This window comes from Pseudomonas sp. LBUM1672 (assembly GCF_059695655.1).
This window is the reverse complement of the sequence record NZ_CP166781.1, coordinates 2,148,589-2,162,987: the sequence shown is the minus strand read 5'-3', so window position 1 is coordinate 2,162,987 and position 14,399 is coordinate 2,148,589. Positions and strand designations below refer to the sequence as shown.

Sequence of the window (14,399 nt, the reverse complement as noted above, 5' to 3'; positions counted from 1 at the left end):
TCAGAGCTCCAGCAGGATCTGTGCACGCGGCCGGGTGCACAGGTGCAGCGGGTTGGACTGGGCTTCACCGGCCATGCCCTTGCCGAACTGCATCGGCTCAATCTTGCTGTAGTACGGAATACCCTGAGTGTTGACCGTCTCCATGTAGTCGGCAGGAGCAAACGCCGAGATGTACAGATCCGGCACGCCCTCTGGAACCAACAGCGCCTTGTCATCGTGGACAAACGACACACCGGCCACTTTGCCACGGTAGCGCTCCCAGATAATGCCACCGAACTCGAAGCTTTCCCGGGCATCACCGCGCAAGGACGCCGCCTGCTGGCTGTTGAGATAGGTGTCCTCAACCGACTTGTGAACAACGAGCTTGTTCCAGAAGTGCTTGCCGCAGAAGGCTCGGGAACTGGTGCTAGTCACGGCGCCCAATGCGTCTTCTTGCATATCCAGCGCTTCAAGGCACTTGACCCGTAGTTTCGTGTTCGGGTCGGCCAAACCCATGGACAACGTCTGCCGCTCGACACCAAAACGATCGTAAATATTTAACAGCGGCGTCTGGCCATCAGCATCCAAGATCAGTCCATTGAGCGCCCCCATGCGCTGGAATTCATGAGTCGCGTCCAACTGACGGCGTGCTTTGGCCAGGCGGGTATTGACGACATCCTGCACCGCCTGCAACTCGGTGCGGGTACCGAAGGCGCGAATACCCTGGATCTCATCGGCCTTGATAGTGAAGCGCTCCGGCAGGTGCACGGTATTGAACGGGATCAAGTTGCGCTTGCTGGCTGCGACTACCAGGCCAGAGCTGCCGCGTTCCCCGGCTGGCACCAGAGCCAGTGTGTCGCCGTCCTTTTCGATCTGAACGGTCAGGGTGGTAATGCCTTCCTCGCGGAACAGGCCCAGGGCGCTGATGCGGCCCGGCAAGTAGGGTTGATCGTTGAGTGCAGCAGTCAACGCGGTAACGGTAAACGCTTCGTCGTCAAAAATGGCGATCTCGGCCATGGGTACTCTCCAGAAATGAAAAAACCCGCTCAAGGCGGGCTGGGCAAACGTGAATGACGGTCTTAACGAACGATCACGAAATTGGTGGCCAGGTCTTTTTCGGCCTCGGGGTCCAACCCGGTCAGGTGCACCTCGCTGACCTCCGCCATGCGCACAACGGCCCGACCCCGGCGTACGATGTCCGACTCTCCCAGTGGCCCGTAGAGAATCGCCACGGCAGCCTGGGTACCGTCTTCAGCGGCCGGGGCATAGGGTGCGAATTCGCCTGTGGCCGTCACCAGACCGAGAACCTGACCCGGATTCAGCGCGGGGCCAGCGGCGACGTTGATTGTTTCCCGAGAAATGTTCCCTGCGCCCTCGGACAGCAGAAACTCACCTGCGTGGATCGGCTCTTTTTTGATGGTCATGCTCTTGCTCCTTTCGCGCCGCGCGCAGTTCCAGATTGGGCCGCTTGTCGCGAAGCCCAGATCGAGGTGGGATCAGGTTGTTTGGCCAGCACCTTGACTGCCGGGTCGTGGTCGAGCGGTAGGCTGTTGTCGATTTCAAATCCCTTTCCACTGGTGACAATCTTGTCGAACAGACGCGCTCGAACCGCTGCAGCGTCCAGCCCCGCTGACACGTACTCGGCGCTGAACTCTGGCAAGCGGGCGGCCACACACAGGTCATTCACCGCCTTGGCACGCGCTAATCCGGCCAAGACGATCTCTTCGCTTTCGAGCTGGGTCGAGCTGAGCAGCGACTCGACCAGGTTGCTGATGCCCGCCGCCGTGCAGCGCTGGGTGATCATCAATGCCAACTTGGCCGAATCGACGACCGGCGGCACCAAGGGTGGATCGACCGGATCCAGATCCAGATCCGTTTCCGGTGGTTCGTCGAGCTGGGCCACTAGTTCAGCCGGTGCATGCTGGTAACGCTGCAGCACGGCCCCTTGGCCGAGGCAGGCCTTGACCGTAATGCCGTCGCCGACTTCATCGGCCAGACCCAGTGCCACCGCTTCATTGGCCGTCAGCCAAGTTTCGGCGTTGACCATGCGCCGCAGCTCCGCGTCATCGATGTCGGGCGCCTTGGCCTTGTAGGCCGCAATGATCGCCTCCAGGGTCTGATCCAGCACATCAGCGACCCGGCGGAAGTCCTCCGCGTCGCCTCCGGCATAGGTGTAAGGGTTGTGGATCATCAGCATGGCGTTCGATGCAATGACGACACGGTGTGCACCACACACCGCCACGCTGGCCGCACTGGCGGCCAACGCATCAATCCGGCCGGTGCAGCGCTCGCCCAGACGCGACAGCGCGTTGTGCATCGCCAACCCGTCAAACAAATCGCCGCCGATGCTGTTGAATGCCGCGATCACCGGCGAGACGCCGTCGTCCATGGCGCGCAGGTCCTGTACAAACTGATTGGCAGTGATGCCCCAGGTGCCAATCTCGCCATAGACAAAGACTTCGATCACTCGCTCGGTGTCCTCGCCGCTGGCCTGCAACGCGTACCAGGTTTTGTCCTGAACTTGCACACGCTGGCCTGCCCGGTTGTAAACGCGCGGTCGCGTTTTTTTGCTCATGGTTGCTCCTTGTCGTCGGTTAATTCGACGGCATCCAGGGTGTTGTAGTTGAGGCCCAGTGCGGTGGCCCGCGCCAGATCGGCGGCGTTTTCCAGGTCGACCGTTTCGGCGTCGTAGCCAGTGCGCAGGACCATCTCGCTGCGCGAGGCAAAGCCGGCCTGCACTTCCATCCGTCGTGCTTGAACGTCCTGCACCGGTTGGATGTAGGCCCAACCTTGCGGCACCCAACGGGTACGCAAATAGTCACGGCGCTTCTGCGCGTAATCGCCCAGCACCAGGACACCGGACAACACGGCCATGTCCATCCAAGCGGCCCGCACCGGGCGACAAAGTTGGTGCACGTAAACGCTAAATTGCAGTTGCTCCAAGCGACGCCGAAATTCGTTGAGTACCACCCGCAGTGCCCGGTCGTTCACCTCGCGCATGTCGCCGGTGAGGATCTCGTAAGGCGTGCCGGTCCCCGCCGCTGCAGCCATCAACTGCTGCCGCATGAAGTCGGGATAGTTGTTGCCGGCGTCCGGTGGTTTGGAGAATTCCACCTCTTCACCCGGCCCCAATTCCTGCATGGTGCCAGGCTCCAAGGCCACCATCGGCGTGAAGCCATCGCGATCAAGACTCAACGGTTGGCCGGTGACGGGATCTCTGGGCGTTGGTCCGGAGTCCGGCGCCGGTCTACTGATGAACCCGGCAAACAGGTTGGCCACCTCCTGGCGGAACAATACTGCGTCGTCGTAGTTGTCGAGACTGCGCAGGCGCTTGAGTACTGGCGACAAGCGCGGCACGCCACGTAGCTGGCCCGGCTCGACCGGTTCAAAGATATGCAGCACCTGCGCGGCTGGTACCCGCACCAATTGGTTGTAACCGGCGTTCAGCGACGACGCATCACGCGGATGAGACAGGTACATCCAGTACGCCACCCGCTTACCGCCGGGGGTGAATTCGATCCCGGCGCGGATAAGGTTGCCGGTTTTGGTGGTCTCAAACTTGTCGTGCGGCACGAACTCCGGTGCCAAGATCTGGAGCTGCAACGGAACAGCGAGACCTTCATCCAAGCTGCGAGGTCGCAGCCGCACAAAACATTCGCCTGAGGTTTCCACTGTGCGTGCCACCAGTGCCTGCTGGCCGTTGAAGTCGGTGCGTTCATCGGCGTCCGATTCATCGACCCAATCGTCCCAGAGTTCCTGCAGCAATTTGCGCAGGGCTTCGTCGTCGGTTTTCGGTCTCGGCGTAATGCCGGTGCCTATCAGGTTGCTGACGCGCTTATCGATGACGTTGTAGGCATACGGGTCGTTGCGAACCGCTGCCCGAGAACGTGAACGCAAGTTGCGCAACGCCGGGGTGTTGATACTGTTGATCCCGTTGTCGGGAGCATCCCAACCAGTGGATCGTCGGCCCTCTCCGGCGCCTTCGTAACTGGCCTTGATGTTCGACGGCAATACGAATCCGTTACGGGTGAGCGTCGGATAGTGGCGAGCCATTAGAGTCCTTTACCTCCGTGGTACAACCGAACCACCCGAGAGCGTGGCCCGGCCGCGCTGATCAGTGACGAACGGATTTCTTCGCGCGCCTTGAGCAGTTCGTCGATGGTGCGGTATTCCACGGTACGGTCGGTGTAGCGCACGACTTTTTCACCGCGCGCGATGGCCGCCTCAACCGCGTCGAGGTGCTTCTGGGTAAATGACATATCAGCGTCTCTTCAGGTAACCGCTGGTGGAGCTGCGGCGTTGAGGTGGCGGTGCTGCTGGTCGCGGTTGCACGACCGGAGCAGTGGGTTGCGAAGCCGGTTGCAGTGCAGCAGCGGATATTGCTGGTGAGGTGACGCGTTCACCTTGAACGGACTTGATGCCCAAGGGGTCGTCGAACAGACCCGACTGCGCCAGGGACTGACGCACTCGCTCCCAGTCATGTTCCTTGTAACGGTTGAGGCCGAGGTAATGCGCCATAGCCAGGCAATACACCATCAGGTCGAGCGCTTCGTTGCGCTCGGCCTTGCCCTTGACCCATTCGATGCGCTTGTGGCCGCGTATGTAGCGCGCGACCTTGCGTTCGGCGACGCACTGGTCGAAGAAATCGTCGGGCAGGTCATTGGCAAAGTGCAGCGCTCCCGGCCCCGACTCGAATGGGTAGCGGTTGTAGATCCAGTCCTTGGCCGTGTCGGTACCGACGAACCACAGCTCGGCGCCGTTGCGTTCGGTCTGTCCTTTCCAGGTCACGTCCACCATCGACGGGCGCTGAGCAATCACCGGCTTACCGGGTTTGCTCGCGCCCTTGATGGCGAACACATTTCGCCAGCGGCGCACGCGGCAGAACTGGTAGACCTCGTCCGTGTGGTGACCACCGGAGTCGACGGCGACCGCCAGAATGCCTAGGCCGACACCGCACGGGTGGCGGTATTTGGCCTTGAGCAATTCGTCCAAAGCCGCCCAAGTACGCTCGTCTGCGGGATCGCCCGCCACCACCTGGTAGTCGACCACCCAGCGCTCCATGCCGACGCCCCAACCCATCGCCATGAACTCTAGGCGGTTCGCCTGAACGTCGACGGAGCCGGTGATCATCAGCACCGCGGCCGACAGCGAGCCGAGGGTGAAGGATTCCAAACGTGCGCGCTGCCGCAGCACATCAGCTTTGGTCTGCTCTTGAGCCGCATCCCAGACCTTGGCCAGACGGGTGTTATAGAACACCTGCATCGGTTCGAGATCCCCCTTGGCCTGAGCCTTTTTTGCTTTCTCGAATTGCTTGGCCAGTGACTTCCAGTCCATCCAGCCCAGCGGCGAGTACAACGCATTCAAGTGAAAGCCGATCGTCTCACCGTCGCCCTCGGCATGGGCACGCCACTCGCCTTTGGCGAGCATCTCGCCCTTGTGGTACTCCTCGATCAAGACGTCACAATCAGGGCCGGCGCATTGGTAATGCACGACGCTGTAGTCTTTCGAGTAATGCAGCCGTTCCCACTCCAGAGTCTGCATGAGGCCGCAGCTCGGACACGGGACGTAGTAGTAACGCTGGTCGCTTCCCTCGAACAGGTCGTTGATCCGCGAGGCGCCCTTGATCGTCGGCGAGCTGGAAAAGTAGAACTTGGCGTTGCGGCCGAAGGTACTGCCTCGGGTTTCGGCCAGCTCAATCGGGTCACCTTCTTCACCGATGTCCACCTCCCAACGATCGATCTCGTCGCCGTATACATAGCGCGCGGACAGCTCGGCCAGGTTGGCCGCCGAGCCGGCCGTCGTGACGTACAGCGAACCGCCCTCGAACTCCTTGGTGTCCATCGTATTTCGCGAGTCCCGCGATCGGCTGGACGCTACGCGTTCACGCAATACCGGCGTGGCCTTGATCGTCTTGCTGATCCGCGACGACACCCGCTTGGCCAGGCCAAGGCTCGGCAACAGAGTCAGGATGTTGGACGGCGCCATGTGGATAAGGCCGCCGATCCAGTTCAAAGCGATCTGCGTTTTCATCAGCTGCGAGGCCACCATGGTGACCACGCGCTTGCAGGGGTGCGCGGGCGACAGGCATCGCATGGGCTCGCGGGCATACGGCGTGCGCGCAGTGCGGTACTTGCCGGGCTCAGCGGCGCCGGTGTCTCGCGGGATCCGCATGTACTCGTCGGCCCACTGATCGATCCAGACATCCGGGTCGGGCCGCAGCCCACGGAAATACTCCTCGCGGTACACCACTGCACCGTCAGGAAATTCCGTGTGCATAGGATTAACTCGTGGTCAATGCGTGTTCAAGGTCCGCTGTCGACATGCGTTCAGCGTCTTCCAGGGAGCGACGTATCGCCGCCGTGAGGTGCTTTTCGATTTCCCAAGGGTCGGTCATGGACGCCAGTTCGGGAGCGAGCTGCGGAGGCATGCCGAGCAGTTGGTCGCGCAGCATGCGGCCGGCGTTGTAGGCGCCGGTTTTGACCGTTGCCAGTGCGACCAGTGACCCCTTGGCTTTGTGCAACTCGATCTCGGCGAGCTGAGCGAGGTTGTGTTCGCGCAGTGCCCGGGCTTTCTGGAAGTCGGGCACTTGCCCCGCAGGGTTGATCAGGGGCGGCGGCGCAGCCGTTGAAGTCGGCTCTACCTGCGTAGATAGCTGGCTGTACACATCCCGTTGGAGCCGATCTTGGTGATGGCGATCGGCAACAGCAGCTTTGCTGGGATCAGCAGTCTTAGCCAGGAGTGCTTCCGTGGCTTCAAGGTCGACCTTGCCGTCCTGGGTCAACACCAACCGATCCTGATTAGCTAACTTGGAAACATAGGATTTAGCCCAACCTCGCCGTGCCGCAAACTCCGTTTTGCTAATTGCAGTCATGATGGAATGTCCTGTTCACCTCGGGTGTTCACCTGTTCACCTGAGTTCACTAAACTGGTGAACTGTCCGCTAACACAGTCCCGCGGGTTTCCGACCCCGTACCCTCCAAATAACCCCAGGGTCCCCGGTGGTTTCAGGCTGGGCCGCCGCCATTCGGCGGAACTTCGCACACACCAAGCCGCTTGGCAGCCCAGCGTTCGTACAACCCGATGGCAACATCCGCGCCGGCCATTGCCGTCAGGCAACCCAAGGCGCCCGCTGTCCAGAGCGACATGCCAGCAGCGATCATCAGCATCATCGCCGAGACCCCGCAGACAATGCAGGCACCAGACCGAAGCGCGAGCCTGCGCAACAACGCCCAGCCTCGCGCCCCATCCTTGTCTGCCCGCCACATCTCCCCCGACACACCGCCGACCAGCGCCAGGACAACCACTAACCAGATTGGCATCTCTGCCAGTGCTTGTTGCTCGTTTGTCATCGCCTACCCCATGAACGCAAAAACCCGGCGCGATGGCCGGGTTTGGTGGTGTGGTGCCTGCCGCTCTCTGCGGTCGCACCTATCGAAGATGACTACTTTTTACAGGTCGATTCCGGTGGCAGCAACCCTGTTTTAATGCCACCCGGTGAATAAGTGGGTAACACAGGGTGAACGCCTAGCGAATGTCGGCGAATACATCACCACGGCATTCTGTTGTTGCGGTGGTGTCCCATACGTCCCACTTTTCAAAATCGAAGTGGGACGCCTGAGAGTGCCTAAATTCGGGGCTTCGCCCCACTGTCCTACTTATCTTTCTTCTTTCTCGTGTAAAGGAAGAATTTTAAAGAACACGCGTTCGCGCATAAGCGCGTAATGATCACCCGCTACGCTCACACGGGCGGGAGGCACTACTAGGCGGGACGGTGGGACAACCCAACAACGACAAGGCCCGCACCTGTCCCACTGCATCAAAACGCAGCGAGACAAGACGGGACAGTGGGACAACAACAGCCAGACGAATACTCGGGGTCACGCAGCCAGCCCCATCATCACGCCGAAGATCTGCAGATGTGCCTCATGCAAACGCTGGTAGTACGTATCGCGGCCACAACCGCAGTGGGCATACCGCAAGCGCATATCCACATCGAGCGTGCAGTAATGCTCCCGCACCACCGTCACCAGCTCCGGCGCGAGGTGCTTGGTCACGATCAGTTCGATGTCCAACGAACTCTCCAGCGGCGCACGGAAGGCACGCCGCCCCCTGATCAGTTGCCCGTTGCTCTCCATCATCATTGCAACCATATTCCCCCCTGCCAGCCCTCCTTTTGAATATTCCGAGTGCAGCTCCTGCGCCCACAACCTAAGCAGCGAATCGATCTCCTTAATCAAAGCAAGGCTCCTCGATCGTTTCACGCTGCAACGCCGAGGCGCCGCCCCACCCTGCCGGCTTTTTGTATGCCCAAGGCCGCTGGCCGCTCTTAGCCAACGCCGGCAACCGAACACGCCGCCAGCCCAACCGATGCATGATCGCGCCGACGCGCATCTGCTCCGGTTTGCCCCAATGTCCGAAGTCCAACTTCAACGCACTGGTCAGCACGTCACTGCCGGTGGTGGTCTCGCCAATCTGCGACTCTTCAAGCCACGTCAGAATCGGCCCCTCCCATTCATCCACAACGAAGCGCTCGTCCTGCTCTTCGCCGAACATTGCCGCCTCATCCAGCGTCACCCACCAGAGGTCGCCCGCGTCGTAGCAGAACACCGCCTCGGCCCACAGCTGATCGCGCATCGAGCGCAACAACTCCAGATCCACCTTGGTACACGCTACCGGCCAGTAACGCCGGTTGCCGGTGGCGTCCTTCAGGTACTCGTCTTGGTTGGTCGTACCCACGAAAACACACTGGCGTGGCACGTCCATCGTTCTGCGGCCGTAGCTCTCGCGATAGGTGTCGGTGGACGCCGAAAAGAACTGCTTGGCCTTCGTACTCTCAGCCTTGTTGAAACTGTCCAGTTCGCCCAGCTCAACGATCCACTTGCCCCGGATCGCCTGAAAGCCGTCCTTGTCGCCCAGGGCAAACGGCGTGTCCATGAACCACTCGCCACCGAGAATGCTCATCGCGGTCGATTTACCAGCGCCCTGCGCACCTTCCAGAATCATCACCGAGTCAGCCTTGCAGCCGGGCTTCATCACCCGCGCTACCGCCGATAGCATCCAGCGCTTGCCGACCTTTGCCGAATAATCTGTCGCCTTCACGCCCATGACGTCGGTAAGCCAACTTTCGAGCCGAGGCACCTGATTCCACTGCAGCTTGCGCAGGTACTGGCGTACTGGATGAAACGCATGGTCATGCGCAACCACACTCACCGCCTCGATCACATGCGATGCCTTGACCCGCAAGTTGTACTGCTGCGCGAGCCACTTCATCACCCGAACATCATCAATGTCCGCCCAATCGCCCGTTCCGCCGCCATAAGGCGCCGCCCGCAGCTTCACGATTTTCGAACTGAACGCGCTGTAACTGATCACCCCGGCCCAACGCTCATCGTTGGCCAGGATCAACTCGACGTTCTGCATGTGCGCAATCAGCGCGCCGCTTTCGCTGCGTGCCAACAGATCCTTCCAACCACCAGCGGCCGGGGGCTTGACCACCGCCAACACCTGACGGCGCACCGCCTCCAAACCTTCCGCAACATGCAGGTCGTTGAAGTCGGTCCACTTGGCTTCCCGTTCACCGGAAAAGAATGGCGCAACTACTTGGCCACCGACAATCAGCGCCGCGTTGTTCGCTTTCTCTTCACCGGGGTTCCACGCATCACCATTTGGCTTCGTGGTTTTCCAGTCATCGTCTCGGCAAATGATCAGAGGGCAACCGGCGAAACGCTCGCGCATGGCCTTGCAAACCACCAGCAAATTACCCGCATCAAACGCGACGGCCACAGTCAGTGACGTGGCCATATGCAGACTTGCGCCTGTAGCGTAACCCTCACACACCAGCACCGGCTCGCCCGGATCCGGGTGCGGCCCGATGAGATGGAAAGCACCTTCCTTCGACATGCCGTAAGGCCAATAGGACTTGTCCCGGCCGGTGTCCTCTTGCTTGGTCGGAAACACCACCTGCAGGCCGACAATCTCGTCACGCACGTTGCTCATAGGTACCAGAAACGCACCAGTGCGCGGCGCGTACCGAACACCGAAGCCGACAATCTGCTTGCGATCCAGATAGTCGCTACGGCCCTTCTCCGGCATGCGCTTGAACATACCGGCCGCTCGCTTGGCCGCACGACGCGCTGCGCTGGCCGAGATCTCAGCTGCCCGGCGCTTGGCCTCTTCCTGTCGAGCGCGCATAACCTCGCGCTCTTCAGGCGACATCCGCCCGGCCTTGACCTTGATCTTCTGAGACTCGCCCGAACGCCAGTCACCGAACGCACCGAAGATAAGCATTTCGCCTTTCTCGGTGCGCTGCTCATGAACGACATACCAGCCGTTCTTTTCCTTGCCCTTGTCCTGCGAAGTCTTACACCGGGTCAGCTTGCCAAACACCAGAGGCTGCGCAGGCTCAAGGCCGTAGTCCGCGAATTGCCCCAATACTTCATCGAGCATGGACGGCCTCCATGATCTCCTCGACCTCCTGGCAGCTCACGCATTGCGTGCAGCCAGGAACAGCTAATCGCCGCCCCTCAGGGATTGGGCTGTCGCAGTTTTCACAGAATAGAAACGAATGCGCCGCCAATGCAGGTTTAGCAGCGTTGCGTGCAGCGAGCGCTTGATCGATGCGCTCTTGCACCAGGTCATTAGCGAAATCCGCGATGTCAGCCACGATCAACACCCCGCGTCGTCTGATTGACGTAGGTGGCGCGGTTGAACAACCCCAACAGCCCTTGAATGCCTCGAAACACCTGCAGGCGAATCGCGGCCAGTTCTTCATCAGAAACCACCCCGTCGCCAATGCTCTTGGCCCAGGTATCCGCCAGATCCGCGACCTGCCGGAAGTACTCAGCAATTCCGGTGGTCAACGTCTCGGGCATGTCATTGGTGTACGCCTCAGCCAGCTCCTGCCAAGTCGTGTCACCGACCAATGCATGCACGGCATCCAGAATTCGGCGATCCTTGGTCAGCTCCAGAATCTCGCCGAACTCTTGAATGTTCACCGTATGGCTTGGGTGGGTTGGGGACAGCTTGTGCTGCAGCGTGGTCGCATTTCGGCCGGTGGTGGCGGCGATGGCTGCGGCGCCGCCGGGGTAGTCCCGAGCGGCATGGTAAAGCGCGAGATCGAGCGGCAAAACTTCCCGCTGCGCCCGCTCAACAGAACTCAGAGCGATACGGCTCATGGCATTAATCCTTGTAAGTTGCCAGTGCCGCGCGACATGCAGTGGTGATACATTTGCCGCGTGGCTTGAAAGGGCCCAAACGCCGGCTAGATCTTCGGGATCGATACCGGCACCGTGCCGGGGCGAGCAATCCGTTGCTCACCCCTGGCGCAACAGCTGCCTAATCTGTGGTGGAAAAGGCAGCAACACCAAGGCTTCCGAGCCTTGGAAAAGCGCGATAAAGAAAGGTGGTTGCATGTGGTGTGTCCGCCTTTCTCTATCGCGACCCGACAGCGCTGTGGTGGTGCGTGCCGGGAGGAACTGGGCGGCCAATTGGTCGCCTTTTTTCTGACTACGCAGCAGCTTTTTGCGGAGCCGAAGCGTTCAACAACCAAGCAGCTTGAAAAGCATTGCCTTTCTGTTTCGCCGCAGTCGCCAACAGCTCGGCGTATTTGGTTTCACCTGTGTAATCCGTTCGCGGTAGACATGCCGCCTGACGCCATTTGTTCAGCGCTTGATAGCTTCTATCGCAAACCTTCGCGGCGGCCCCGATGCCGCCGACGGCTTCAAACGCGAACGCAATCGCGCTCGGAAAATCTGCGGGGTCCAACATGACAACCTCCATTTATCAACTTGCGGTTGATGTTATAGATCAACTGACTATTGCGCAACCTTTATGAGACTCTCAACCCATGGTTGATAAAAACTCTCTCCGCGCAGCTTTCAGCGAGCGCCTACACGAAGCCCTCGACGATGCCGGCATACGCAGCCGGGGTCGTGGTGTGGACATCCATCGACACCTGAAAAGCGTGGGGGTTGATAAAACAACCCAAGCCATTAGCAAGTGGTTGAATGGCGAAGCGATGGCTGAGGCGGATAGCATGTCTGCGCTCTGCTCATGGCTTGGTGTCAGGCGGGAATGGCTTGAGTACGGGGTGCTGCCAAAAGAGCAGACTGGCCATAGCAACGTTCGCGCTATAGCCCCTAGTGATTTGAGCAACGTTAGCGAAATCAATCAGCGCTTTGGCAAGGTACCATTGATCTCTTGGGTTCAGGCGGGTGCTTGGTGTGAGGCGATCTCAAATATTGAGAACTATGACAGTGATTCTTGGTTGTCGTGCCCGGTTCCGATCAGCACACATGGCTACGCGTTGAAAGTTCTCGGTGATTCAATGACTAATCCAGGGCCGGGGCGCAGCTATCCAACAGGATGTATTATTTTTGTTGATCCTGAAGCAGAAACGAAAACAGGAGATAGAGTCATCGCTAGAGTTCCCAGAACTAACGAGGCCACATTCAAAGTTCTAGTAGAAGATGCGGGACGACAATTTTTAAAACCTATCAACCCGCAGTACCCCATAATTGAAATCACGGAGGAGACGCATATTTGCGGAAAAGTGGTCGGATCCTTCATTCCTGAGTAATAGATCAGGAAAACCTTAATGGTGTTGATGATGATGTAATCTCACATTCCACACCCAATTTATCCAACATTTTTTGCAGACCAGCTTTTCGCAACTGAAAATCACCAGATGGACCGATAATAATTTCGCGAATACTGTTACTGTTGAATTTAATAGGCACATAGGGAAAGATCACCCCATTCCGTTCCCTGAAATTAACGTCACTTTCCTTATAATCATAGTCCTCATGTAGCTTGAATTTTTTGGATGACAACACTAGCCGACGCTCTACCTCGTGTTTAAACCCTTCGAATTTGTAAGCTCCACAAGAAAAAACAATTTCATTAAAAATCCTCTCCAGTTGCTTTAATGGGCCAAGCGGATGAGATTCTTCAATGATTTCATCTAAAATCGTGCTCTTCGATTTCCCTTTTTCTTGACCAGATCCATAAGCTCCCGCCCTCATCCCTCTAGTAATTGCCTCGACAATTACATCTTTAGACAGAATTTTTTCCAATCGAGCATTGAAGCTCGCCGACTCATATAATACGCCCTCAAACTTCAAAGCGTATTTCATCGCTATTTCAAGCTTCTCGGACGGATCAAAAAATGAATCCTCGTCAAAGCCAATACAATAACCTTGGTTCTTTTCGCAATAGCTAAACCAATGAGAAATACTATCCCGATCTGTGGCGAACGAGACAACGTATGTATCTCTACCAAGCACGTTAGGCTCAATAAATTCGCGAAGAGTTTTGTAGAAACCTATGAGCACTTCCTTATAAGGATCCATCATTGTTTCGATCTTATGGTCGATAAAAGCTAGTGCCGCAGTGTATCCATAGACATGCTCCTTATGATCATTCAGAAAAGCAATGTCAGTCGCCCAAAATTGGCTGTGGGTCAACATCCCGATTAACGAAGAAGCAGAGGTGTAGTGGTAAATTTTTTTCATAGGGCTCCCGTCAGCATTGCCCGATCATAGCAATCAGTGTTCCTGAATCGCAGAAAAATCAAAAATCAACCTAAGGTTGACTTATCGCAACCATTGGTTGATATTCGCCTCACTCTTCCACCACAGAGCGAGGCAACATCATGCACACCACAGCTACCCTGCATGTCCACCCGGCCGCTGCCAACCCGTTCCAAATCTTTGAGATCAGGCGCCTAGCCCGCGAGTACGGCTGCGCGTTCGCCATCAGCAAACCGAAGCTGACAGCACGCGCCACTCCTGCCCCAGTCAATCCGAACGGCGGAGGGCATGCAGCATGATCAAGTACATGATCGACAACCGCACCCTGCAGTTGCTCAATGCACAAGTAAACCTGACAGAGACTTTCAACCACGTCCTACGGACCGCGCCCAGGCGCGAGTGTCTGGCGTTTCGCCTCAAGGTTGAACGTGGCATCACGGAAAGCTCCTTCGTCGTGGAGCTGGGCAGCGAACGCCACACGCTGACCCTGCCAAACGATAAGAAGATGCATCTCAAGCTGGCCGACTTCATCGAAGAGATCGCCAACGGCCCGTTCGACGCGAGCAATACCAGCGACCTGCTGCATCGCCCCCACGCCAGCCGCGAATACGGCCGCTTTGAAGTCTCAGACAAGCAGCGAGTGTTTGAGCTGGTGCGTACCGGCGGCGTGCTGAGCCTCGACATGGGTTTCGACTATCCACTAATCGTCGCACTCCATCGCACTCACTCTCGATCAGGTGTCACCACCATCCTGAGCATCGGTAACAAAAGCCCGCACACCCGTTGCTTCACCGTGTACGGCACCGATGTCGAGATCTACGGCAAGGTCAGCGAGTCCATCAACCACCTTGCTGCAGCAGCAACTCCTGCTGCTCACGCGGCATGAGGGGC

Annotated in this window: 16 protein-coding genes; 2 read left to right on the top strand and 14 right to left on the bottom strand. The window is 58.4% G+C overall.

Going from position 1 to position 14,399, the window contains the following annotated elements; genetic code table 11:
- The 13 genes from ACA053_RS09770 to ACA053_RS09710 form a co-directional block, all read right to left on the bottom strand.
- Positions 1–996 carry a major capsid protein gene (locus tag ACA053_RS09770; RefSeq protein ID WP_497395191.1) on the bottom strand — a complete coding sequence of 332 codons (996 nt, stop codon included), beginning with the start codon at positions 994–996 and terminating at the stop codon, positions 1–3.
- Between the two features lie 62 nt (positions 997–1,058).
- The gene (locus ACA053_RS09765) at positions 1,059–1,403 is read right to left on the bottom strand and encodes a head decoration protein (RefSeq protein WP_497395189.1); all 345 of its coding nucleotides are present in this window, start codon (positions 1,401–1,403) and stop codon (positions 1,059–1,061) included.
- Positions 1,400–2,554 carry a head maturation protease, ClpP-related gene (locus tag ACA053_RS09760; protein WP_497395187.1) on the bottom strand — a complete coding sequence of 385 codons (1,155 nt, stop codon included), beginning with the start codon at positions 2,552–2,554 and terminating at the stop codon, positions 1,400–1,402. Before ACA053_RS09760 ends, ACA053_RS09765 begins: the two co-directional genes overlap by 4 nt.
- The gene (locus ACA053_RS09755) at positions 2,551–4,032 is read right to left on the bottom strand and encodes a phage portal protein (protein WP_497395185.1); all 1,482 of its coding nucleotides are present in this window, start codon (positions 4,030–4,032) and stop codon (positions 2,551–2,553) included. Before ACA053_RS09755 ends, ACA053_RS09760 begins: the two co-directional genes overlap by 4 nt.
- The gene (locus ACA053_RS09750; RefSeq protein ID WP_497395183.1) at positions 4,032–4,238 is read right to left on the bottom strand and encodes a phage head-tail joining protein; all 207 of its coding nucleotides are present in this window, start codon (positions 4,236–4,238) and stop codon (positions 4,032–4,034) included. The genes ACA053_RS09755 and ACA053_RS09750 overlap by 1 nt, the downstream gene beginning before the upstream one ends.
- 1 nt (position 4,239) lies before the next feature.
- Positions 4,240–6,255: a phage terminase large subunit family protein gene (locus tag ACA053_RS09745; RefSeq protein WP_497395181.1), complete on the bottom strand. Its 2,016-nt coding sequence runs from the start codon at positions 6,253–6,255 to the stop codon at positions 4,240–4,242.
- A gap of 4 nt (positions 6,256–6,259) precedes the next feature.
- Complete coding sequence (locus ACA053_RS09740) at positions 6,260–6,850, bottom strand: terminase small subunit (RefSeq protein ID WP_497395179.1); 591 nt, start codon at positions 6,848–6,850, stop codon at positions 6,260–6,262.
- A 133-nt stretch (positions 6,851–6,983) separates the two neighbouring features.
- Entirely contained in the window at positions 6,984–7,328 is a 345-nt protein-coding gene (locus ACA053_RS09735) for a phage holin family protein (RefSeq protein ID WP_497395177.1), read from the bottom strand.
- A 528-nt stretch (positions 7,329–7,856) separates the two neighbouring features.
- Positions 7,857–8,216 carry a PA0613 family protein gene (locus ACA053_RS09730; RefSeq protein ID WP_497395175.1) on the bottom strand — a complete coding sequence of 120 codons (360 nt, stop codon included), beginning with the start codon at positions 8,214–8,216 and terminating at the stop codon, positions 7,857–7,859.
- Entirely contained in the window at positions 8,209–10,425 is a 2,217-nt protein-coding gene (locus ACA053_RS09725; RefSeq protein ID WP_497395173.1) for a VapE domain-containing protein, read from the bottom strand. Before ACA053_RS09725 ends, ACA053_RS09730 begins: the two co-directional genes overlap by 8 nt.
- The gene (locus ACA053_RS09720) at positions 10,415–10,642 is read right to left on the bottom strand and encodes a TraR/DksA family transcriptional regulator (protein WP_497395171.1); all 228 of its coding nucleotides are present in this window, start codon (positions 10,640–10,642) and stop codon (positions 10,415–10,417) included. The genes ACA053_RS09725 and ACA053_RS09720 overlap by 11 nt, the downstream gene beginning before the upstream one ends.
- A complete protein-coding gene (locus tag ACA053_RS09715; RefSeq protein ID WP_083366735.1) occupies positions 10,635–11,153 on the bottom strand; it encodes a phage regulatory CII family protein in 519 nt (172 codons plus the stop codon). Before ACA053_RS09715 ends, ACA053_RS09720 begins: the two co-directional genes overlap by 8 nt.
- 331 nt (positions 11,154–11,484) lie before the next feature.
- Positions 11,485–11,745 carry a hypothetical protein gene (locus tag ACA053_RS09710; RefSeq protein ID WP_414883563.1) on the bottom strand — a complete coding sequence of 87 codons (261 nt, stop codon included), beginning with the start codon at positions 11,743–11,745 and terminating at the stop codon, positions 11,485–11,487.
- Between the two features lie 79 nt (positions 11,746–11,824).
- Between ACA053_RS09710 and ACA053_RS09705 the strand changes: the two genes are divergently transcribed.
- Positions 11,825–12,556: a LexA family protein gene (locus ACA053_RS09705; protein ID WP_497395168.1), complete on the top strand. Its 732-nt coding sequence runs from the start codon at positions 11,825–11,827 to the stop codon at positions 12,554–12,556.
- Positions 12,557–12,560: 4 nt separating this feature from the next.
- On the opposite strand, the gene ACA053_RS09700 is transcribed toward ACA053_RS09705, so the two are convergent.
- Positions 12,561–13,490 (bottom strand): DUF2971 domain-containing protein, encoded by a 930-nt coding sequence (locus tag ACA053_RS09700; protein WP_497395166.1) that lies wholly within the window; start codon positions 13,488–13,490, stop codon positions 12,561–12,563.
- A 313-nt stretch (positions 13,491–13,803) separates the two neighbouring features.
- On the opposite strand from ACA053_RS09700, the gene ACA053_RS09695 reads away from it, so the two are divergent.
- Positions 13,804–14,394 (top strand): hypothetical protein, encoded by a 591-nt coding sequence (locus ACA053_RS09695; protein WP_497395164.1) that lies wholly within the window; start codon positions 13,804–13,806, stop codon positions 14,392–14,394.
- The last annotated feature ends 5 nt before the right edge of the window (positions 14,395–14,399 follow it).